Source organism: Microbacterium sp. NPDC055683 (assembly GCF_053617895.1).
This window is the reverse complement of sequence record NZ_JBSHGQ010000053.1, coordinates 1-20,814: the sequence shown is the minus strand read 5'-3', so window position 1 is coordinate 20,814 and position 20,814 is coordinate 1. Positions and strand designations below refer to the sequence as shown.

18 protein-coding genes are annotated in these 20,814 nt (G+C 73.8%); 8 read left to right on the top strand and 10 right to left on the bottom strand.

Annotation, left to right across the window (positions count from 1 at the left end; translation table 11 throughout):
- From ACWGPF_RS15885 to ACWGPF_RS15870, 4 genes are all read left to right on the top strand, one after another.
- The coding region (locus ACWGPF_RS15885) for a TetR/AcrR family transcriptional regulator (RefSeq protein ID WP_452333715.1) at nucleotides 1–733 on the top strand (733 nt) is incomplete at its 5' end.
- Nucleotides 734–799: 66 nt separating this feature from the next.
- Complete coding sequence (locus tag ACWGPF_RS15880) at nucleotides 800–2,161, top strand: NtaA/DmoA family FMN-dependent monooxygenase (RefSeq protein ID WP_452333714.1); 1,362 nt, start codon at nucleotides 800–802, stop codon at nucleotides 2,159–2,161.
- Entirely contained in the window at nucleotides 2,161–3,534 is a 1,374-nt protein-coding gene (locus ACWGPF_RS15875; RefSeq protein ID WP_452333713.1) for an NtaA/DmoA family FMN-dependent monooxygenase, read from the top strand. The genes ACWGPF_RS15880 and ACWGPF_RS15875 overlap by 1 nt, the downstream gene beginning before the upstream one ends.
- Nucleotides 3,535–3,751: 217 nt before the next feature.
- On the top strand, nucleotides 3,752–4,540 hold the full coding sequence (locus ACWGPF_RS15870; protein ID WP_452333712.1) for an alpha/beta fold hydrolase: 789 nt from the start codon (nucleotides 3,752–3,754) through the stop codon (nucleotides 4,538–4,540).
- Here ACWGPF_RS15870 and ACWGPF_RS15865 read toward each other — a convergent pair.
- Entirely contained in the window at nucleotides 4,524–4,904 is a 381-nt protein-coding gene (locus ACWGPF_RS15865; protein ID WP_452333711.1) for a DUF2255 family protein, read from the bottom strand. The genes ACWGPF_RS15870 and ACWGPF_RS15865 overlap by 17 nt on opposite strands.
- A gap of 74 nt (nucleotides 4,905–4,978) precedes the next feature.
- Between ACWGPF_RS15865 and ACWGPF_RS15860 the strand changes: the two genes are divergently transcribed.
- Entirely contained in the window at nucleotides 4,979–7,084 is a 2,106-nt protein-coding gene (locus ACWGPF_RS15860; protein WP_452333710.1) for a penicillin acylase family protein, read from the top strand.
- Nucleotides 7,081–7,680, top strand: a complete 600-nt coding sequence (locus ACWGPF_RS15855) for a GNAT family N-acetyltransferase (protein WP_452333709.1) — start codon at nucleotides 7,081–7,083, stop codon at nucleotides 7,678–7,680. Before ACWGPF_RS15860 ends, ACWGPF_RS15855 begins: the two co-directional genes overlap by 4 nt.
- Nucleotides 7,681–7,686: 6 nt before the next feature.
- On the opposite strand, the gene ACWGPF_RS15850 is transcribed toward ACWGPF_RS15855, so the two are convergent.
- The 9 genes from ACWGPF_RS15850 to ACWGPF_RS15810 form a co-directional block, all read right to left on the bottom strand.
- A complete protein-coding gene (locus ACWGPF_RS15850; RefSeq protein WP_452333708.1) occupies nucleotides 7,687–9,381 on the bottom strand; it encodes a Na+/H+ antiporter in 1,695 nt (564 codons plus the stop codon).
- Between the two features lie 89 nt (nucleotides 9,382–9,470).
- Nucleotides 9,471–11,090, bottom strand: coding sequence for a dipeptide ABC transporter ATP-binding protein (locus tag ACWGPF_RS15845; protein ID WP_452333707.1), 1,620 nt, complete (start codon nucleotides 11,088–11,090; stop codon nucleotides 9,471–9,473).
- Nucleotides 11,087–11,974: an ABC transporter permease gene (locus ACWGPF_RS15840; RefSeq protein ID WP_452333706.1), complete on the bottom strand. Its 888-nt coding sequence runs from the start codon at nucleotides 11,972–11,974 to the stop codon at nucleotides 11,087–11,089. Before ACWGPF_RS15840 ends, ACWGPF_RS15845 begins: the two co-directional genes overlap by 4 nt.
- Nucleotides 11,975–12,001: 27 nt before the next feature.
- Nucleotides 12,002–12,946, bottom strand: a complete 945-nt coding sequence (locus ACWGPF_RS15835; RefSeq protein ID WP_452333705.1) for an ABC transporter permease — start codon at nucleotides 12,944–12,946, stop codon at nucleotides 12,002–12,004.
- A 68-nt stretch (nucleotides 12,947–13,014) separates the two neighbouring features.
- Entirely contained in the window at nucleotides 13,015–14,640 is a 1,626-nt protein-coding gene (locus ACWGPF_RS15830; protein WP_452333704.1) for an ABC transporter substrate-binding protein, read from the bottom strand.
- Nucleotides 14,637–15,980 carry an NtaA/DmoA family FMN-dependent monooxygenase gene (locus ACWGPF_RS15825; protein WP_452333703.1) on the bottom strand — a complete coding sequence of 448 codons (1,344 nt, stop codon included), beginning with the start codon at nucleotides 15,978–15,980 and terminating at the stop codon, nucleotides 14,637–14,639. Before ACWGPF_RS15825 ends, ACWGPF_RS15830 begins: the two co-directional genes overlap by 4 nt.
- Before the next feature lie 5 nt (nucleotides 15,981–15,985).
- Nucleotides 15,986–16,672 (bottom strand): class II aldolase/adducin family protein, encoded by a 687-nt coding sequence (locus ACWGPF_RS15820; RefSeq protein ID WP_452333702.1) that lies wholly within the window; start codon nucleotides 16,670–16,672, stop codon nucleotides 15,986–15,988.
- A gap of 236 nt (nucleotides 16,673–16,908) precedes the next feature.
- Nucleotides 16,909–18,345, bottom strand: coding sequence for an SPFH domain-containing protein (locus ACWGPF_RS15815; protein WP_452333701.1), 1,437 nt, complete (start codon nucleotides 18,343–18,345; stop codon nucleotides 16,909–16,911).
- Between the two features lie 83 nt (nucleotides 18,346–18,428).
- The gene (locus ACWGPF_RS15810; RefSeq protein WP_452333700.1) at nucleotides 18,429–19,928 is read right to left on the bottom strand and encodes an FAD-dependent oxidoreductase; all 1,500 of its coding nucleotides are present in this window, start codon (nucleotides 19,926–19,928) and stop codon (nucleotides 18,429–18,431) included.
- A gap of 171 nt (nucleotides 19,929–20,099) precedes the next feature.
- Here ACWGPF_RS15810 and ACWGPF_RS15805 point away from each other — a divergent pair, with 171 nt between their 5' ends.
- Both ACWGPF_RS15805 and ACWGPF_RS15800 read left to right on the top strand, forming a co-directional pair.
- A complete protein-coding gene (locus tag ACWGPF_RS15805) occupies nucleotides 20,100–20,357 on the top strand; it encodes a hypothetical protein (protein WP_452333699.1) in 258 nt (85 codons plus the stop codon).
- A 25-nt stretch (nucleotides 20,358–20,382) separates the two neighbouring features.
- Nucleotides 20,383–20,811, top strand: a complete 429-nt coding sequence (locus ACWGPF_RS15800) for a hypothetical protein (RefSeq protein ID WP_452333698.1) — start codon at nucleotides 20,383–20,385, stop codon at nucleotides 20,809–20,811.
- Nucleotides 20,812–20,814: the final 3 nt, after the last annotated feature.

Sequence of the window (20,814 nt, the reverse complement as noted above, 5' to 3'; positions counted from 1 at the left end):
CCCGTGCGCGGGCGGCGACGCGCCGTTCCGCGAGAATGGACGCGATCGGCGACCATCCGGGCGGCGGGATCGGGAGGCAGGAATGGGCGAGTCGGCCGCACAGCGGATGGGCGTTCAGGGCACGCGCGACCAGCGCGAGGCCGACGCCGCGAGCGTCGGATCGAGCCCCGAGCGCGAACGGCTCCTCGGACTCGTCACCGACCTCATCCTCCGCGACGGCGTCATCGACCTCAGCCTCAGCGCGATCGGCCGCGGCATCGGCTCGAACAACCGCATGCTGCTCTACTACTTCGGCTCCAAGGAGAAGCTGCTCCACGAGGCGTCGCTCGTCGCGTTCGAGCGGTTCCCGCGGCTGGGCAGCATGTTCGCGCGGCTCGCCGCCCCCGGCGATCTCGCCGACCGGCTCGACGCCGCCTGGGAGGACCTCGCCGCGGAGGAGAACCGCCCCTACATCGCGCTGTTCTTCCAGCGGTTCGGAATCGCCATGCGCGACCGCGAGCAGTGGCACGCCTACGTCGACCGGTCGACGCACTACTGGGCGGAGGACCTCGCCGACATCCTGCGCGACGAGGGCTCCTCCCCCGTCGACGCACTCGCGCTGGCGACCCAGATCGTCGCGCTCTGGCGCGGGCTGCAGCTCGCGCTTCTCGCGGATGGCGACGAGGCGCTGCTGAGGACGGCCTACCGAGCAGGCGTGCGCGCCCTGCTCGCCGGAGATTTCTCCGGACGGTGACACCGCCGAAACACGGCGCCCGTAGCGTGTGAACCGTTCAGTTCATCACGCGGCACGGAGGTCGTCATGGCATCACCCTGGAAGATCGGCATGTTCCAGTGCATCGGGCTCATGGGGGCGTGGAAGCTCCCCGACAACACGTCGACCGACTTCCTCGACCTCGACCACTGGCTCACGATGGCCCGCCGGTGCGAGGAGGCCGGCGTCGACTTCCTCTTCTTCGCCGACGACTACGGCTACCCGGTCGTCGACGACGCCATCCCGGCGGGCGCCCTCCGCGGCGGCATCCAGTTCCCCAAGGGCGACCCGCTCGCCGTGCTCCCCGCGCTCGCCGCCGTCACCGAGCGGCTCGGGCTCGTGACGACCCTGTCGACGACGGTCGAGAAGCCGCCCATGGTCGCCCGCAAGATGGCCACGCTCGACCACATGACGAAGGGCCGCATCGGCTGGAACATCGTCACGGGGGCCGGGCAGAACGCGTCGGCGAGGCTCTTCGGCGTGCCCATGACGGAGCACGACAAGCGGTACGAGATCGCGGCCGACCACGTCGACCTCACCCTCACGCTGTGGGAGGGCTGCTGGGACGAGGGCGGGCTCGTCCAGGATCGGGAGACGGGCGTGTACGCCGATCCCGACCGGGTGCGCGAGATCGAGCACCACGGCCCCCACTTCGACGCCAAGGGCATCCTCACGGTGCCGCCGGGGCCCCAGCGCACGCCCGTGCTCTTCCAGGCCGGCGCGTCGGCGCCGGGGCGCGACCTCGCCGCCCGCTACGCCGAGGCGGTCTTCCTCGCCGCGGAGGTGCCGGCGCTCGCCGAGCAGATCGCCGACATCCGCCGTCGTGCCGCCGCCTACGGCCGCGACCCACGGTCCATCAAGTGCCTCATCGCCGGCACGTTCTACGTCGCCGGGACGGAGGCGGAGGCACACGCCATCCGCGAGCGCCAGCTCGCCACCCGCTCGTTCGAGGACGGCGCCGCCGCCTACGCCTTCTTCACGGGGCTCGACCTCTCGAGCATGGACCCCGACAAGCCGCTCGACCCGTCGGCGGGGCTCACGCAGACCGGCCGCACGAACGTCGAGCGGTTCCTCGGACCGGATGCGCCGACCGTGCGCGAGATCATCGAGGAGTTCCAGCGCAACAGCGTCATGGGCACGCCGATCATCGGGGACGTCGCGCAGGTCGCCGACGAGGCGGAGCGGGTCATCGCCGCCACCGACGCCGACGGCTTCCTCGTGCAGCCCGACCACACCGGCACGTTCGACAGCTTCCTCGACCTTCTCATGCCCGAGCTCGTCCGCCGCGGGCTCGTCGCCGCCGAGCCCGCGCAGATGACGCTGCGCGAACGGCTCACGGAATCGGGATCGCCGCACCTCCCCGAGACGCACCCGGGCGCCGCGCACCGCCGCGCGCGGGTGGCGGTCTGATGGGCGACGCGACGAAGAAGCTCGCCATCGGGATGTTCCAGACCGGGGGCGTGCGGCCGACGTGGCGGATGCCCGGACGCGAGCACGAGCGGAACTCCACCGACCTCGGCTACTGGATCGACCTCGCCCGCGGCTGCGAGGCGGCGGGCGCCGACTTCCTGTTCCTCGCCGACTCCTACGGGTACCCCACCCTCCACGACGCGGTCATCCCCACCGCGGTCGAGCGCAACGTGCAGTTCTCCACGGTCGACCCGCAGATGCTCGTGTCCGCGATCGCCGCGGCGACGGAACGGCTGGGAATCGTCACGACCGTGTCGACGCAGGTCGAGCCGCCGCCCGTCGTGACGCGGCAGTACCGGTCGCTCGACCACTTCACGAGCGGCCGGATCGGCTGGAACATCGTGACGGGATCGGCGCAGGCGGCCTCGGCCCTGCTGTTCGGCGAGCCGCTCCTCGCCCACGACGAGCGCTACGAGAAGGCCGCGGAGCACGTCGACCTGTCGCTGCGGTTCTGGGAGGGGTGCTGGGAGGACGACGCCCTCGTGCGCGATGCCGAGACGGGCGTCTGGGCCGATCCCGCCAGGGTGCACGAGATCGTCCACGACGGCCCGCACTTCCGGTCTCGGGGCGTGCTCGTGACCCCGCCCGGTCCCCAGGTGACGCCGACGCTGTTCCAGGCGGGCGCCTCGACCGCGGGGCGCGACCTCGCCGCGCGCTACGCCGAGGCCGTCTTCCTCGCGGCGGAGGCGCCCGCTCTCGCGCGGCAGATCGCCGACATCCGCGCGCGTGCGGTCGGATACGGCCGATCGCCCGACGCCGTGAAGTGCCTCGTCGCCGGCACCTTCCGCGTGGCGGACAGCAGGGCGCAGGCGGAGGACGAGCACGCGGCCGCCGTGGCGCGCATCAGCCTCGCGCACGCGGCGACCCTGTACGCCTACTTCACGGGGATCGACCTGCTCTCGCTCGACCTCGACCGCCCGATCCCCGCCGACGCCGCCGGCGGCGACAACGGCCGCACGAACATCGAGCGGTTCCTCGGCGACGACGCGCCCACGGTGCGCGAGGTCCTCGAGGAGTTCCGCGCCAACGGCGTCATGGGGCGGCCGTTCCTCGGCACTCCCGAGGACGTCGTGGATCAGGCCGAGGCGCTGGCCGACGAGACCGACGCCGACGGGTTCCTCGTCCAGCCCGATCCCGACGGCGGGCACGACCGGTTCATCCGGCTGGTGATGCCCGAGCTGCGACGGCGGGGACGGCTGAAGGACGAACTCCCCGGCACGACGCTGCGCGAGCACCTCTTCGGCGCGGGCAGGCGACGGCTGCCGGACGACCATCCCGGCGCGACCCACCGGCGCACACGCGCCACGGCCTGAGCGGGCTTCCGGGGCGCCTTGGCCCTCCCTCACCCTCCCCGTCGCCGCTTCGCCAGTGCGGATGTAGCCCCCGCGCCGCCTCGCCAGTGCGGATGTGAGTCAAAAGCGCCCCTGCGACCGACATCCGCACTGGCGAAGCACGGGATAACAGCCCCGCACCCGCCCGGATGGCAGCACGCCCTTCCGCCATGTCCGACCCCTGTGGTTCGCTGAGCGCATGATCCACTCCGCCGACGGCACACCGCTCGCCTCCTCCGTCACGGGCGCAGGCCCCACGGTCGTCATCGTCGGAGGGGCGCTCTCGACCGCCGCCGACGCCGCCCCGCTCGCCGAGGCGCTCGTCGCCGCAGGCCTGCGCGCCGTCACCTGGGACCGGCGCGCCCGCGGCGAGAGCGGCGACGCGGCCGGCACGTCGCCCGACCGCGAGGCGGACGACCTCGCCGCCGTCATCGACGGAGCGGGCGGCGCCGATGCCGTGCTCGGCCACTCGTCCGGTGCCGTGCTCGCACTCCACGCGGCGTCGCTCGGCGTGCCGACGGGGCACCTGTTCCTCTCCGAGCCTCCTGTGCACGGCGGAGCGCCCACGGCGCCGTCGGATCTGCCCGAGCGCCTGCAGCGCCTCGTCGACGCCGGCGAGCGCGAGCAGGCCGTCGCGACGTTCCAGCTCGAGGGGGTCGGGCTGCCGCAGGAGATGGTCGACGGCTTCCGCGCCGCCGGCCAGCTCGCGGCGCTGGCCCCGCTCGCGCAGTCGACCGTCTACGACGCGCGGCTCGTGCGAGACGTGGGCGGTCCGACGGCCGCCATGCGCGCCGTCGGCCGGCCCGTGACCATCCTGCGCGGCGCCCAGACGTTCCCCGTGCTCGTCGCGGCCGCCGACCGGCTCGCCGCCGCGATGCCCGCTGCCGAGCTCGTCGTCGTGCCGGAATCGGTCATGCACCGCCCCGATCCCGCGGCCACCGCGCGCGAGGTCGCGCAGCGGATGGCCGCCGTCAGGCCGCCGGCATGACGCGCAGCGTCGCCGTGCGGGCCTCCTCCGTGAGGAGCGGCGCGACGTAGGACGGGAAGCGGGCGTACTTCTCCGCGAACGCGGCGTCGAGCGCGGCGTGGCGAGGATCATCGTCGGCGAGCCGCTCGAAGGCGACGTCGGCGCCCGCGCCGCCCGCCTCGACGCGCCCCGTCCCGGTCTGCCTCGCGCGTCGGAACCAGCCGTTGCCCGGTCCGTACGCCGAGCGCACGTACAGCGCGCCGTCGACGGCGACGTGCCAGATCGGGATGCCGGGGCGGAGGGAGCCGTCCGCGCGGTGCGAGGAGATGCGCAGCTCCTCGGCCGTGCCGATGCGGTCGAGGTCGGAAGGGTGCCAGTCGGTCATCCACCGAGGCTACGCCGCGGTCGAACGACGAGACAGGCACCGCCAGGGCACCCCTCCTGTGGGAGGCTGGCGGGATGGCCCTGGTGTTCCGCGACGCGCTCGGCGTACCGCACATCCGCGCGCACGACGTGCACGACCTCGCCGATGCGCAGGGCGAGGTCACGGCGCGCGACCGGGGCTGGCAGATCGAGGTCGACCGGCTCCGCTCCGCCGGTCGGCTCTCCGAGCTCATCGGACGCGCCGGCGTCGCGTGGGACGTGTTCGCCCGCCGCGCGCGACTGGACGACACCGCGCGTCGCGCGTTCTCTGCGCTCGACGACGAGACGCGGATGTTCATCTCCGCCTACGCGCGCGGCGTGCGGCGCGGGATGGCCGCGGCCGGCGCGCACGCGGAGGAGTTCGCCTCGCTCGACCGCGCCTTCGGCGCCGATCGCCCGCTCGACCCGTGGGACGACCACGACCCGCTCGGCGTGCTGCACGTCGCCCACGCCCTCTTCTCCCCCTTCCCCTCCCTGCTCTGGCGCGAGCACGTCGCCGCGACGCTCGGCGACGCCTGGGTCGACGTGCTCTCCGGCGACGAGGGCGACGAGACGGAGCCGACCTCCGGGAGCAACGCCTGGGCGCTCGCCGGAACGCTCACGGCGTCGGGGCGCCCGGTGATCGCGGGCGACCCGCACCGCCTCTTCGAGCTGCCGGGCGTCTACCAGCAGGTGCGCCTCGCGTGCGACGACGACGGGTTCGACGTCGTGGGCCTCGCGTTCCCCGGCGTGCCGGGTGCGCCCCACTTCGCCCACACGGGAGGCGCCGCGTGGGGCATCACGAACGCCGTCGCGCACAGCGTCGAGGTCTTCCGCGAGCGGCTGCGGCGGGCGGGCGACGGGTACGAGGCGCTCGGGCCCGACGGATGGTCGCCCGCCGATGTGCGCCGTTCGACCGTGCGCGTGCGCGGCGGCGACGACGTCGCGGTGACGGCCATCGAGACGCCGCGCGGCTGCATCGTCACCGAGCTGCGTCCCGACGGCGATGCGCTCGTCGGGTGGGGCGTCCGCCATCCCGCCCGCACCCGCTCCGACCTCGGCGCCCGCGCGCTGCTGCCGCTCCTGCGGGCCCGCACGGCATCCGACGTCGTCTCGGCGTTCGAGAGCTGGGTCGACCCCGTGAACCGCGTGCTCGCGGCCGACCGCGACGGCACCGTGCTGTCGGCCACGGCGGGGCTCGTGCCCGGTCGTCCGCGCTCCGAGCGCCGTCGGGCGCTCGACGGCGCCTCGAACGCCCCCGCCGCCGACCGGCGCCCTCCCGCGGCGACGCGCGTGGCCGAGGTCGCGGTCGACGCGAACGAGCGGCCGGCGGAGCCCGCGGTCGACCTCGGCTGGGCGTACGCGTCCCCGCACCGCGCCCGCCGTATCTCCCGTCTCCTCGACGAGCTCCGCCCCGACGCCGTGGACGGGTTCGCCGCCATCTGGGGCGACATCGACAGCGGGCAGCGGCACGCGCTCCTCCCGCTCCTCCCCGACGACCCGCTTCCCGAGGCCGCCGCGAGGGCACGCGAGACCCTGCGGTCCTGGGACGGGAGGATGGACGCCGGCTCGCGCGCCGCCGGCGTGTTCGCGGCGTGGCGCGGGGCGCTCGTCCGGGCGCTCGTCGGCCATCCCGCCCTCGCCGCCCTGCGCGCTCCCCACGGGTTCGGCGCCGTCTTCGATCCCTGGATGGCCGTGGCCGGGCGCGTCGCCGCCGCGCTCCCCCGGCTCCTGCGCCATCCCGCGATCGCCGACCGCGCGCTCGTCGTCGACGCGCTCGCAGCGGCTGCCGACGCGCCGCCATGGGGCGACGTGCACACGATGCTGCCCCTCCATGTCCTCGACGACGTCGCCGAGCTCGCGGGAGGGGCCTCCCGCGGCGCGGCGTTCGCGACGCCCCTCTCCGGCGACGGCGACACCGTGCGCTGCACGGGGTCGACGCCGGGCGCCGTCGACCGCGCCTGGCGGGGATCGGTCGCGCGCTGGGCATGGGACCTCGACGACCGCTCACGGAGCCTCTGGAGTGTGCCCTTCGGCGCCTCCGGCGACGCCTCATCCCCTCATGCGGCCGATCAGCACGCGGCGTGGGTCCGTGTGCGACCCACGCGCATCACCACGGACTGGCGCGTCCTGCGCCCCGATCTTCCGACAGGAGGCGCATGAGCGCCCACGACGACCGCCGCCTCGTGAGCGGCCCCGCAGGCTCCGTCGTCCACGCCGTCGACTCGCCCGCGCTCGGCCGCGTGACGTTCCAGGTGCTCGACCCCGACGCGCACCTCGACCTCCTGCACGAGTGGGTGACGCGGCCGACCTCGGTTTTCTGGGGCATGGCGGGGCACTCGCGCGACGAGGTCCGCGACGTCTACCGCTACGTCGACGGACTCCCGACGCACCACGCGTTCCTCGTCCGCCGCGACGGCCTCCCGATCGTGCTGCTGCAGACGTACGAGCCCGACGCCGATCCCGTCGGAGAGGTCTACGACGCCCTGCCGGGCGATGCGGGCCTCCATTTCCTCCTCGGCGACCGCGGACCGCGCGTCGCGCGCTTCACGAGCCACGTGGGCGACGCCGTGTTCGCCTTCCTCTTCAGCCGTCCGTCGGTCGACCGCCTCGTCATCGAGCCGGACGCCGACAACGAGCGGGCGGTCGATCGGGCCCGCAAGTCGGGCTTCGAGCTCGGCCCGCACGTCGCGCTCCCGGGCAAGACGGGCCGGCTGGCCTTCCTCACACGCGCGCGGTGGGAGGCGTCGCGCGCCTGAGGGGCCTCACTCGGCGACGACCTCCCCGCCCGTGATGCGCAGCTCGTCGAGATCGAGGCGCGCCTGGATGCGCAGCACGACGGCGTCGTCCACCGTGCCGTCGCGGCGCAGCCCGAACAGCACCTCGCGCTTGCGGGCGAGCAGGGCGAGCTTCAGCCGCGTGTACTCCTCGTGCCGCCCGATCGGGGAGAGCGTGAGCACCTCGATCGCGGCCGCCTCGGCGTCGCGCTCGCCGGCCGCGGCGGGGTCGGGCTCGGCGAGAGCGGCATCGAGCGCGCGCACCTCGCGGTCGACCGCCTCCTGCTCGCGTGCCTGCCGCTGGGCGTTCTGCAACTCGAGCATCTCGTACGCGTCGGCGCGGATGCGGTCCCTGACGTCGTCGCTCACGCCGTGCTCCGCCGCGAGGTCGTCGAGTGCCGACAGTGCGGCGCCCGTGATCGCCCGCTGGGCGAGCGCGAGCTCCTCCTCGCCCGAGGTGTCCTCGGGCAGTCGCGCCCACCTCACGACGAGCGGCAGCAGGGGCCCCTGCACCAGGAGGGTGAGGACGATGACGCCCGCCGTCACGAACACGATCTCCTCGCGGCCCCCGAGCGCCGACCCGTCGTCCATCGTGAGCGGCACGGACAGCGCGATGGCGAGCGATACGGCGCCCCGGAATCCCGCGACGGTGCTCACGACGCGCGCCCGGTTGCTCATCCGCCGGGCGCGCTGCGAGGGGCGCCGGTCGAGCATCCGGATGGCCGACACGGTCGTCATCTGGAAGGCGAAGCGGACGACGAGCGTCGTGACCCACACCGCGACGGTCACGCCCAGGAGCCATCCGATCTGGCGCGCGTCGATCTCGTGCGCGACGAGCTGCACCTCGAGCCCGATCAGGACGAACAGCGAGCCGTTCAGGAGGAAGGTGCCGAGCGGCCATGCCGCCTCGGTCTGCCGCCGCGACGCCGCCGTCGTCGTGCGCGGCGACGTCCAGGCCGTGATGAGGCCCGCCACGACGACCGCGAGCACGCCCGAGGCGTGGACGGTCTCGGCGAGGAGGTACGCGGCGAACGGCACCAGGAGGAGCACGATGTTGATCGTGAGCGCGTCGGCGAGACGGCGCAGGAGCAGCACGGCGAGCGCCGCGACGACGATGCCGACGGCCGCTCCCCCTCCGTACGACAGCAGGACGAGCCCCGAGATCGACAGCGGCGTGTACTGGCCGCCCACGGCGAGGCCCACGGCGACCGAGTAGATGACGAGCGCCGTGCCGTCGTTCGTGAGGCTCTCGGCCTTGAGCGCCATGAAGTTGCGCCGCGGCAGCGTGCGGCCGAGCGCCGCGACCGCCGTCGCGTCGGGCGGGGCGACGGCCGCCCCGAGGATGAGCGCGACCTCCCACGGCAGCCCGAGGAGGTGCGCGACCCCTGCCACCGCGAAGGCCGTCGCGACGACGAGCAGCGTGCTCATCAGCACGATGCCGCGCAGGTCGCGCCGGATGGCCCGCAGCGAGGTCGTCAGGCTCTCCCAGAAGAGCATGACGGGGAGGAAGAGCAGCAGCACCGTCTCGGGCGGCAGCTGCACCTCGCGCAGCTCGGGGACGAAGCCGAGGAGCAGCCCGAAGACGAGCAGCAGCAGCGGGACCGCGATCCGCAGGCGGGGGGCGAGCAGCGCGCCGACGAGCACGCTCGCTCCGAGCAGGACCGTGACCTCGAGACCGTCCATGTTGCACCCTCCGCGTCCGTGGCCGACGCAGAGGCCAACCCGGGGGGCGGCGTGCGCATTCCGGCCGAGAGGGGTGCTGTCGGCGCCCCTCAGGGCGTCTGCGCATCCTCCCGCGGTCCGGGGATGGCGTCCAGCAGCGCTCGTGTGTACGGATGCTGAGGGGCGTCGAAGATCTCCTGCGTGCGCCCCGCCTCGACCGCCCGCCCTCCCTGCACGACGAGCACCTCGTCGGAGACCAGCCGCACGACGGCGAGATCGTGGGAGATGAACACCGAGGTGAGACCGAGCTCCTCCTGCACCGAGACGAGCAGCCGCAGCACCTGCTCCTGCACCGAGACGTCGAGCGCCGACACCGGCTCGTCGAGGATGAGCAGCCTCGGCTCCAGCGCGAGCGCCCGCGCGATCGCGACGCGCTGCCGCTGCCCGCCGGAGAGCGCCACGGGCGTGCGGCGCGCGACGTCGGAGGGCAGCGCGACGAGATCGAGCAGCTCCGCGACGCGCCGCCGTCGGGTGGCGCGGTCCCCGACCCGGAACGCCGTGAGCGGCTCCGCGATCACGCGCTCCACCGTGAAGCGCGGGTCGAGGGAGGCGAACGGGTTCTGGTAGACGTACTGCACCTGCCGGCGCAGCTCGCGTCGCTCGCGGCGGCCGGCCCCCGCGACGTCGCGGCCGTCGAGCCTCACGGTCCCCTGCGTGGGCTCCGTGAGGCCGGCGAGGATGCGCGCGAGCGTCGACTTGCCCGATCCCGACTCGCCGACGATGCCGAGCGTGCGCCCGCGGCCGACGGCGAGCGAGATGTCGTCGACCGCGACGAGGTCGCGGGCCCCGCGTGCGCCGCTGAGCCGGAACGTCTTGCGGATCCCTTCCGCGCGCAGCACGGGCTCCGCGGGCGGGTCCTCCCGCGCAGGCGGGCGCAGCACGGGGTGGGCGAGCGTGGGCACGGCGGCGATGAGCCGCCGGGTGTACGGATGGGCGGGGCTCAGGAAGACGCCGGCGGCCGCCCCCTCCTCGACGATCCGCCCCTTCTGCATGACGACGATCCGCTGGGACCGGTCGTGGGCGACGCCGAGATCGTGCGTGACGAGGACGACGGCGACGCCCTCGTCGCGGGCGAGCGCGACGAGCTCGTCGAGCACCGTCTTCTGCACCGTCACGTCGAGGCCGGATGTCGGCTCGTCCGCCACGATGAGGCGCGGGCGCCCTGCGAGCGCGATCCCGATGAGCACGCGCTGACGCATGCCGCCCGAGAGCTCGTGCGGGTACTGGCCGTGACGCACCTCGGGACGGTCGATGCCGACGCGGCGCAGGATGGCGACGGAGGCGTCGCGGATCGCGGAGCGCGGCACCGACCCGTGCAGCCGGAAGACCTCGTCGATCTGCGACCCCACCGTCTGGACGGGGTCGAGGGAGATCGTGGGGTCCTGCGGAACGTAGCCGACGGTTCCGACGAGGAGCCGCCGGAGCGCCTTCTCGTCGAGGCCGACGACGTCGACGCCGTCGACCTCGATGCTCCCTCCGTGCACGCGCGCGCCTTCGGGCAGCAGCCCGATGAGCGCCGCCACCGTCGTGGACTTCCCCGATCCGGATTCCCCGACGATCGACACGATCTCGCCGGGCGCGACCTCGAGGTCGACGTCGTCGACGGCGTGGTGCGTGCTCGTGCCGTACCCGACCCTGAGCCCGGACACCCGGACGATGGGCGCGGTCATCGGCGCGCCTCCCCGGCGAGACCCTGGCTGATGCGGTTGGCGGCGACGACGACGGCGACGATGACCGCGCCGGGCAGGATGGTCAGCCACCACGCCGTGCCGAGGTAGTTGCGCCCCTCGGCGACGAGGTTGCCCCACTCCGGGGCGGGCAGGGCGACGCCGAAGCCGAGGAAGCTGAGCGCCGCGATGGAGAGGATGGCCGACCCGAACTCGAGGGCGACGAGCGACAGCACGGGTCCCCTCGCATGCGGCAGCACGTGCTGGACGAGGATGGCGGGCCAGCGCACGCCGGAGGCGCGGGCCGCCTCGACGAAGGGCGATGTCGTCACCCTCAGGACCTCCGCCCGCATGACGCGCGAGAAGCTCGCGACGGAGGCGATGCCGACCGCGATGGCGATGTTGAGGGTGCCGAACCCGAGGGCCGTGATGAGGAGCAGCGAGATGAGCAGGTTCGGGATGGCGAGGAAGACGTCGATGACGCGCATGAGCACGGTGTCGACGACCCCGCCGAGGAACCCCGCGAGCAGCCCGATCGCGGCGCTGAGGACGAAGGCGAGCGCGAGGGCGACGACCGTGGCCTGCAGCGACAGGGCGCTGCCGTGCACGACGCGGCTGAGGAGGTCGCGGCCGATGTAGTCGGTGCCGAACGGATGCTCCCACGACGGCGGCGACAGCTTCGCCCCCGTGCTCGGCGCAAGCGGGTCGAAGGGGCTGAACGCGCCCGGCGCGACGACGAACGCCGCGACGAGGAGCACCACGGCCCATGCCAGCGCGTAGCCCGGCTCCCTCAGCACGCGCCGTGCGACGTTCCCGGCGCGGCGGCGCGGTGGAGCGGCGGCGGGGGCGGCTGCCTCCCGCGCGATCTCGACGTCGAGCTGGGTCATGGCGGTCCTCTCGGTTCGGGCGGCGGATCAAACGGCCGCGACGCGGCGGATGCGGGGGTCGACGAGCGGGTAGACGAGGTCGACGGCGAGGTTGACGACCGCGTACGCGACGGCGGACAGGATGACGAGCGCCTGCACGAGCGGGATGTCCTGCGTGTCGACGGCCCCCTGGAGGAGGCGCCCGACTCCGACGCGCGAGTACACCGTCTCGATGACGACGGCGCCGGAGAAGACGCCGCCGACGAGGAGCGCGAGCACGGTGAGCGACGGGATTGCGGCGTTCTTCAGCACATGGCCGATCTGGATCCCCCAGCGCGAGACACCCTTCGCGCGCAGCACGTCGACGAACGGCTCGCGGAGCGTGTCGCGGATGCCCTTGGCGAGCAGCTGGCCGATCGTCGCGCTGATCGCAATGCCGAGCGTGAGTGCGGGCAGGACGAGCGCCGAGGCGTCGTCGTTGCCGCGAGACGGCAGCAGGCGCCAGTGGAAGGCGAACAGCTGCAGCATGAGCAGCGCGATGAGGAACGTCGGGACGGCCGCGACGAACGGCGGCGTCGAGAAGAGCAGGTTCGAGAGCACGCGGCTTCGGGTGAGGTTGGCGGCGATCGCGATGACGGCCCCGATGAGCACGCCGAACAGGATGCCGAGCCCGGCGAGCTGGAGGGTGTGCGGCAGGGCCGCGGCGATGTCGGCCGCGACGGGCCGCTCGGTCTGCACCGAGACGCCGAGGTCGCCCGTGAGCGCCCGTCCCAGAAGAGTGACGTACTGCACGGGGACGGGCTGGTCGAACCCGAAGCGCGCCTCGATCGCCGCGCGCTCCTCCGGGCTCGTCCGCGTCGCGTCGCCCGTCCCGGCCAGCATGATCGAGACGGGGTCGGCCGGGAGCACGTACAGCAGCACGAACGTGGCGGTGTACGCGGCCCACACGACGAGCAGGGCGTACCCGATGCGCCGGGCGATGTAGGCGATCATCCGCTGTCCTTTCTCAGACGGGAGGGAAGGAGGCCGGCGCCGCCCCACCGCGGCGCCGACCCCCTGGTTCATTCGGCGTCGAGCCAGGCCTCGTCGAACACCTGCCAGCCGGTGAGCTGGTTGCCGAGCCCGTGCACGTTGCCGAGCGCGACCGTCGGGCGGCCCGACTGGCTGTACGGGAAGCCGTATCCGCGCTCGACGATCAGGCGCTGCGCCTCGGCGAACAGCTCCTGGCGGGCCGCAGGGTCGAGCTCGGTCGTCTGAGCGTCGAGCACCTCGACGAGATCGGGGATGTTCTCATCCGTGAAACGCGCGTACGTCACGAAGTCGGGGTGGAAGGTGTTGAGGAGCACGTCGGGATCGGCGCGCGTGAAGTTGCCCGCGAGGAGGTCCCATTCGCCAGACTCCTGCAGCGCCGTGCTCTCCGCGAGCGTCACCTGGCGCAGCTGCAGGTCGAAGCCGATCTCGAGGAGCTGCGCCTGCACGAGCTGCCACAGCGGGCGCGAGTTCTCGTCCGTGAAGGTGATCTCGGCCTCCAGCCGCTCGCCGTCCTTCTCGCGGATGCCGTCGTCCGCGATCTCCCAGCCGGCGTCCTCGAGGAGCGCGGCCGCGCCATCCGGGTCGTAGGCGAGGGCGTCGGAGAGGTCGACGTGCCCCGGCACCGTGTCGGAGATGACCGAGGTGGGCGCGGGGCTGTACTGGTCGTAGATCGTGTCCTGCAGCTCCTGCCGGTCGAAGCCGACCTGGAACGCCTGCCGCACCGCCTCGTCGTCGAACGGGGCGTGGTCGAGGTTGGGGTAGATCGTGTTGGCGATGCCCGCCGACACGGCGCTGACGACCTGTCCGCCCTCGGCCTCCACGCGCGCGATGTCGGTCGACGAGAGGCTGATCGCCGCGTCGACCTCGCCGCTCAGAAGGTTCTCGGTGAGCACGCCGCCCTCCGGGATCTCGACGAACCGGATGGCGTCGACATAGGCCTCGCCGGGATTGTCGCTGTTCGGCGACGGCCAGGCGTAGCCGTCTCTGCGGACGACCGTGATGTGGTCGTCCGGCACGTTCTCCTCGATGACGAACGGCCCCGTGCCGATCGGCCCGGTCTCGCAGCGCTGGTCGTAGTCGAGCGTGAGGCTCCCCGGCCAGATGATGCCGAGCGCCTTCTCCGTGAGGGCCTGGATGAAGCCGGCCTTGGGCTCCTCGAACGTCACGGTCACGGTGTGGTCGTCGACCGCCTCGGAGCCGGAGTAGCCGGAGATGTACGCGGCGGCGACGCCGCGGCCGTCGGTCGCGCGGAACTCGATGGCGTTGTCGAGCGTGGCCGTGACGGCCTCCGCCGTGAACGGCTCGCCGTTCGAGAACGTCACGTCGTCGCGGAGCGAGATCGTGTAGGTCAGGCCGTCGTCCGACACCTCGTAGCCCGTCGCGAGCCAGGGCAGGATCTCGCCTGTCTCCTCGTCCTGGTCGAAGAGGTTGTCGACGACGGCGCGGCCCGCGAAGTTGTTGTAGGGCGTGATGGCGGCGTCGAGGCAGGGCGGGATGTCGGTCTGGCCGACGACGAGCTCGCCGCCGACGACGGGCGTCGCGTCGGCATCGGCGTCGGCCGCGTCGGCTCCCGGCGCGGCCGACGCGCACGCCGACAGGGCGACGGCCGTCGCGAGCAGGGCCGCGATGCCGGCGGCGGTGCGGATGGTGTTCACGGTGCTGTTCTCCTCAGGGTGGGCGCGACGGCGGCCGGCACGGGCGGCAGGCCGAAGTGGTCGCGCAGGGTGCTCCCCTCGTACTCCTCGCGGAAGCGCCCCCGCTCGCGCAGGATCGGGACGACCTGCTCGGCGAGGAGGTGGATGGTCTGCCATCCGCCGGAGGGGAAGATCACGAAGCCGTCGGCGGCGCCCGCGTCGGCCCACTGGACGATGCGGTCGGCGGCCTGCTCCGGCGTGCCGACGAAGCGGCCGTGCCCGAAGCCGGCGACGACGGCCTGCAGCACGCGGCGCAGCGTGTAGCCGTGCCGCACGGACAGGTCGATGAAGATCTGCGGGCGGCTCTGGCGCCTGGCGAGGGCGGCGGTGTCGGGCCAGCGGTCGTCGGGGACGCGATCGTCGAGCGGCACGTCGGAGAGGTCGACGCCGCCGAGCAGCTTCTCGAGGCGTTCGCGCGCGGCGTCGTAGTCGATGACCTCGAGCTCGCGCTCGTAGAGCTCGAGCGCCTCGGTCTCGGTCTCGGCGAGATACAGGCCGAGGCCGGGCAGGATGCGGGTGGTGCCGGGGTCGCGGCCCGCCGCGGCGACCCGGTCGCGCAGGTCGGCCGCGAATGCGACGCCGTCGGCGACCTCGCGCTGCGCCGTGAAGATCACCTCCGCGTGCTCCGCCGCGAAGCGGCGCCCCCGTTCCGAGCTGCCGGCCTGGATGAGCACGGGCCGGCCCTGCGGCGAGCGCGCGACGTTGAGCGGCCCCGCGACGCGGAAGTGCGCGCCGTCGTGGTCGATCGCCTGCACGCGGGCGGGGTCGACGAAGGTGCGCGTCGCGCGGTCGATGCGCACGGCGTCGGGGTCCCAGCTCGCCCAGAGCCGTTCGACGACCTCGAGGAACTCGTCGGCGCGCGCATACCGCGCGTCCTGGTCGGGGATGGCCTCGTAGCCGTAGTTGCGCTCGCCGTCCGACGAGGTGACGATGTTCCAGCCCGCGCGGCCGCCGCTGAGGTGGTCGATCGTGGCGAACTGGCGCGCGAGCGTGAACGGCTCGGAGAAGGTCGTCGACGCGGTGCCGATGAGCCCGATGCGCGAGGTGCGCGCCGACAGGGCGGCGAGGAGCGTGAGCAGCTCGAGGGAGCCGGCGTAGGGGCCGTCCGCCTTCAGCACGTGGCTCGCGACCCCGTCGCCGCGGATGACGGCGTCGAGCTTCGCGTCCTCGGCGATGCGGGCGATCTCGGCGTACGGCTCGAGCCCGTTGACCTCCTCGGCGCGGCTGTCGGGGGCCGTCCATCCGGCGGCCGAGAGGTAGGTGAGCCAGAGCCCCAGGTGGATGTGCCGGCGGTCCGACACGGCGCTCACGCGATCGCGAGCGCCGTGCGGCGGCGCTCGGCCTCGATGAGGGGGCGGAACTGACGGTCGGCCGCCTCCGGGGGGAGCCGCCAGGCCTGGGACAGCGCGGCGTCGACGGGCTGCGCCCGGCCTGCGGCCTCGAGCAGGAGCTGCGTGTATGCGGCGCGTTCGATCGAGGCGAACCAGAACGCCGCCTCGGCGATCGTGGCGCCGTAGGTCACGGCGCCGTGAGCGCGCTGGATGAGGATGCGGGCATCCGCGCCGAGCGCCTCGGCCGCCGGCTGGTCGAACGACGTCCGAACCGCCTGGATCCCCTGCAGCCACGACGAGTCGGTCGTGAGCGGAGCCAGCTCGCCGCCCGCGCTCGACCACGCGAAGATGTGCGTGGCATGCACGTGGAATCCCGCTCGCAGCTCCGGCCGCGCCCTGTGCACCTCGATCTGGCTCTGGAACCCGTGCGCCTCGTGACGTCCTTCCAGGACAGAGCCGTCGGGCGCGACGAGCACGAGGTCCTCTTCCTCCACCTCGGCGAACGGGATGCCGGCGGGGTTGACCCAGTAGCGTTCCCCCTCGCCCGCGTCGCGGATGGTGGCGTGGCCCGCCAGCCCGTACTGGTAGCCGTTCCGCCCGAAGTGGCGCAGCGTCGCGGCGAGGTCCGCCTTCAGCTCGTCCCGGTCGCTTCCCCACGTCATGTCCGTCTCCGTCCCGTCGGGCCGGGCGGATGTCCCGGCGTCGCAGACAGCCTGCGGAGGGCCGGGGCGGGCCGTCCAATCACCGGATCGGATGACGACCCATCGCAGAAGCCGATCGATCGTCGCGATGTCCCCGCCGCCGCACGACGGCGGCGGCCGCCGAGACGCGAAGAGGACACGTCGCGATGCCGCGACGTGTCCTCTCGTTGCGCCCTGTGACGCCCGCGGGCGCCGGGTTACGGGGCCGGAGGAGCCTCCGGCTCCGGCGCGGGCGGCGCGGGCTCGGCGGGCGCCGCGGGAGCCGGCGCCTCGTCCTGACGGCCGGCGGCCATCCCTCGACCGATCGCATGCCCCTGGATGACAGCGGCGAGGTCGACGCCCGTCGCCGCGCGGACGCTGTCGAACATCGAGCGCATGTCGGCGGCGGTCTCGCCCGCCAGGTGGCCGGACGCGCCGTCTCCGCCGGCGCCCGAGAGCACGGTGACGCTGCCGACGTTGGCGTAGCCCTTGGCGAACTCCGTCATCATCGGCACGAGGGCGTCCAGCGCGCGCTGCGCGAGGAACGCGTCCTGGTTCTTCGCGAGGGCTGCGGCCTCCGCCTCGATCGCGGACGCCTTCGCCTCGCCCTCGACCCGGATGGCCTCGGCGTCGGCCTCCGCCTTGATGCGGATGGCGCGTGCCTCCTGCTCGGCGATCTGCGCCTCGGCCTCGGCCTCCTTCACCCGCGCGTAGGCGTCGGCGTCCGCGCGCTTCTGGCGCTCGTACAGGGCAGCGTCGGCGACGCGCTTGACGTCGGCGTCGAGCTCGGCCTGCTTGTTCTCGGCCTCCTGCATGAGGACGCCCTGCTGGGCCTTCGCGCGCGCGAGCGCCTCCGCCTGCTCGGCCTCCGCCCGTGCCTGGCCGACGTCGGCCGCGGCCGCGGCCGAGTTGCGGTCGAACGCGGTCTGCTCGATGAGCGTCTCCTCGCTCGTCGCGATCTCGCGCGCCTTGATCTCGCGCTCCGCGTTGATGCGGGCGATCTCGGCCTGCCGCTTGACCTTCGAGACCTCCTCTGCGCCGAGCGCCTCGATGTAGCCGTTCTGGTCGGTGATGCCCTGGATCTGGAAGCTGTCGAGCACGAGCCCCTGGTCCTCGAGGTCGCTCTTGATGAGCGCCGCGATCTGATCCGAGAGCTCCTGCCGGTCGCGCATGAGCTGCTCGACCGTGAGCGTCGCGACGACGCCGCGCAGCGCGCCCTCGAGCTGCTCGGTCGTGAACACCTCGATCGCGTCGTCCTGCGAGACGAAGCGCTCGGCAGCGCTCGCGATGGCCTCGGGGGTCGAGCCGATCTTCACGAGCGCGACACCCGTGACGTCGACCGTCACGCCCTGGATCGACTGCGCCGTGGGCTTCACCATGATCTGGCGCGCTCGCAGCGAGAGCGTCTCGGAGCGCTGCGTGATCGGGTTGACGACGGCGCCGCCGCCGCGGATGACGGCCACGTTCGACGAGGTCCCGTCCTTGGCCTTCTGTTTCTTGCCGACGATGATGAGCGCCTCGTCCGCTCGCGCCACCTTGTACCAGGCCCGCAGCACGAGCGTGCCGACGAGCGCTGCGACGATGACGACGACGACCACGACCCCGATGACGACCGCGAGCCCCACTCCGCCCGCTGTGGCCAGGATGCCTTCCATGCACTACCCCCTTCGGCCGTCCGCGGCGCGCCGGGTTCCGGCGCGTCGGGCGCGGACGGTCTCCCGCCCACCCTATCGACGGGCTACGCGGGCTCCTCCGCGAGATCGGCGGTCGCCGGCCCCTCCAGCACGGTGCCATCCGGCGAGAAACGCGAAGCGTGCAGGGGGCAGTCCCAGCTGCGTTCCGCGCCGTTCCACCGCAGGACGCCGCCGAGGTGGGTGCACACGGCCGACACGGCGCAGAGCCGGCCGTCGACGCGTGAGACGCCGACGGGGCGCGCGCCCCGTCTCACGACCCTCCCCTCGCCCTCGGCGAGCTCGACGCCGTCTCCTGCCGAGACGAGGGCGTCGGCCCACCCGGCCGCCATCGCGCCGGCGGCCTTGGCGTTGGCGCCCACCGCCGTCGCGACGTCGCGCAGGCCGATCCTCGGCGCGCGCAGCGCCGCCGCCCACGACGGCTCGGCTCCGGCGATCCCCCCGGCGATCGCGAGCGCCGCCGCGACGGCGTTCGTCATGCCCCACTTGTCGTACCCCGTCGCGGCGTGCACACGCCCGCCGGGCTCGGCCCCCGCGAACGGCACCCGCGTGACGGTGCGATAGTCCTGCGCCGCCCACCACGTCACGCGCCGGGCGCGGGGGAAGTGCCGGCGCACCCACCCGTCGAGCTCGTCGAGCACGGGCCCCGACCCGTGCGGCGACCCCGTCCGATACCCGCCGCCGCCCGCGATGAGCAGCGTGCCGCCGCGCCCGTCCTCCGTCGTCCGGAGAGAACGCGCCTGCGGGTCGACCGAGAGGAACATGCCCTGCGGCGGGTCGATCCCGGCGTAGGCCGCCGCGATCGACCTCGAGGGCTCGAGCCGTGCGAAGAACCCGGCACGGTCGATGACGGGCGACCCCGTCGCGACGACGAGATGCGCGGCGTCGAGCGCCCCGCGCGTCGTGGAGACCCGCACCCCGGCATCGAGATCGTCGACGCCCACGACGCGGCATCCCTCGACGATGCTGCCGCCTCGTCGGCGGAGCTCCGCGGCGAGCGCGGCGAGGAGCCGGAGGGGATGCAGGGCGGCCTGGTCGTCCATCCTCAGGGCGCGCGCGACGGGGAACGGCAGGCCCGCGTCGGCCACGGGCTGCCAGGGGGCCGTCACGCCCGCCGCGGCGAGCGCCTCCGCCTCGCGCTCGAGGGCGGCCTCCCCCTCCGGCGTCGTGGCATAGGTGAACGCCGGCTCGGTCCGGAGCGCGTCGGCGGGGGCGGTCTCCCGCACCCAGGCTGCGGCCTCGCGCTGCGCTGCGGCGTAGGCCCTCAGCGCGTCGTCCCCCGCATGTGCCCGGAGCTGCCCGTAGACCGAGCCCTGCAGGAGGGAGAGCTTCGCCGTCGTGTTGCCCGTCGCCGCCGCGCCGACACGGCGCGCCTCGCACACCGCGACGCGGTGCCCCGCCCGCGCGAGCAGCACGGCCGTCGCGAGCCCCGTGAGGCCGGCACCGGCGACGACGATGTCGGGCCGGAGGATGTGCTCCTCGTCGACGACGACGACGGGCGCCGTCCGCCGCCAGATCGCCTCGGGTCTTCCATCTGCCTCGCTCATCGTGCTCCTCTCGTCCTGCCCGACCCTGGTCCGGACGAGACGCGGGCGACAGGCGGTTGACATGCCGCGAGCTCGCCCGTATCGGCCGTGCGAGCCGCGCTGTCAACCCCTGGCACGACACGATCCCGCATCGCACCCTGGAGGCATCCGAACGCAGAGGAGGAGGACGTCATGGCGAACGTCGAGGGAGTCGATCCCGACATCCAGACCAGGCCCGCTCGCGTGCCGGAGCACCGGGACGTGCCAGACGACGCGACGATCGACGCGCTCGAGGACGAGGTGGATCCCGAGGAGCTGGCAGACGACAGGGGCCCGCTCCCCGACGGCGCGGCGGGCCGTCCCGCGCTGCCCGACGACGAGCGTGCGGCCGACGACGGCTACACGGGCGAAGAGGACGCCCTCCGGGGCGACGACGAGGACGCGCGCTGACGGCGCGCGGACGGGAGGAGAGACGATGACGGAGAGCGAAGCGGGCGGCCCGCCCGTCGAGGACGTGCCGGCGGGGCGCGGAGGCGCGGACAGCGGTTCCGCCGACGTCGTCGGGGTCGAGGGCGAGGCGCCCGGGTCGCCCGACGAGGGCGAGCAGAACGACGTCGCGGGCGTCGGACCGGCGGAGCCGTCGCCTGGCCGGCAGACGGAGCCCCGCGAGGACGTCCACACGACGACGGACGACGAGCGCCTGCGCGGCATCGTGGCGCAGGTGCAGGGCGATATTGCGATCGGCAACCTGTCCCCCGACGACGCCGTGGGGATGGTCGCCGCACGACTGCGCGACGCGGGCATCGCGGCCGACGGCGACGACCTCGAGCGCATCGCGCGCGAGACGGTCGAGCGCGACGCGCCCACGCTCGTCGACGACGCCGAGCCGGGCGCCGGCGCATGAGAG

Excerpts from the sequence above, each read along its gene's own strand:
- ACWGPF_RS15880 (WP_452333714.1), top strand. The coding sequence starts at position 800 with ATGGCATCACCCTGGAAGATCGGCATGTTCCAGTGCATCGGGCTCATG.
- ACWGPF_RS15875 (WP_452333713.1), top strand. The coding sequence starts at position 2,161 with ATGGGCGACGCGACGAAGAAGCTCGCCATCGGGATGTTCCAGACCGGG.
- ACWGPF_RS15870 (WP_452333712.1), top strand. The coding sequence starts at position 3,752 with ATGATCCACTCCGCCGACGGCACACCGCTCGCCTCCTCCGTCACGGGC.
- ACWGPF_RS15865 (WP_452333711.1), bottom strand. The coding sequence starts at position 4,904 with ATGACCGACTGGCACCCTTCCGACCTCGACCGCATCGGCACGGCCGAG.
- ACWGPF_RS15860 (WP_452333710.1), top strand. The coding sequence starts at position 4,979 with ATGGCCCTGGTGTTCCGCGACGCGCTCGGCGTACCGCACATCCGCGCG.
- ACWGPF_RS15855 (WP_452333709.1), top strand. The coding sequence starts at position 7,081 with ATGAGCGCCCACGACGACCGCCGCCTCGTGAGCGGCCCCGCAGGCTCC.
- ACWGPF_RS15850 (WP_452333708.1), bottom strand. The coding sequence starts at position 9,381 with ATGGACGGTCTCGAGGTCACGGTCCTGCTCGGAGCGAGCGTGCTCGTC.
- ACWGPF_RS15845 (WP_452333707.1), bottom strand. The coding sequence starts at position 11,090 with ATGACCGCGCCCATCGTCCGGGTGTCCGGGCTCAGGGTCGGGTACGGC.
- ACWGPF_RS15840 (WP_452333706.1), bottom strand. The coding sequence starts at position 11,974 with ATGACCCAGCTCGACGTCGAGATCGCGCGGGAGGCAGCCGCCCCCGCC.
- ACWGPF_RS15835 (WP_452333705.1), bottom strand. The coding sequence starts at position 12,946 with ATGATCGCCTACATCGCCCGGCGCATCGGGTACGCCCTGCTCGTCGTG.
- ACWGPF_RS15820 (WP_452333702.1), bottom strand. The coding sequence starts at position 16,672 with ATGACGTGGGGAAGCGACCGGGACGAGCTGAAGGCGGACCTCGCCGCG.
- ACWGPF_RS15815 (WP_452333701.1), bottom strand. The coding sequence starts at position 18,345 with ATGGAAGGCATCCTGGCCACAGCGGGCGGAGTGGGGCTCGCGGTCGTC.
- ACWGPF_RS15810 (WP_452333700.1), bottom strand. The coding sequence starts at position 19,928 with ATGAGCGAGGCAGATGGAAGACCCGAGGCGATCTGGCGGCGGACGGCG.
- ACWGPF_RS15805 (WP_452333699.1), top strand. The coding sequence starts at position 20,100 with ATGGCGAACGTCGAGGGAGTCGATCCCGACATCCAGACCAGGCCCGCT.
- ACWGPF_RS15800 (WP_452333698.1), top strand. The coding sequence starts at position 20,383 with ATGACGGAGAGCGAAGCGGGCGGCCCGCCCGTCGAGGACGTGCCGGCG.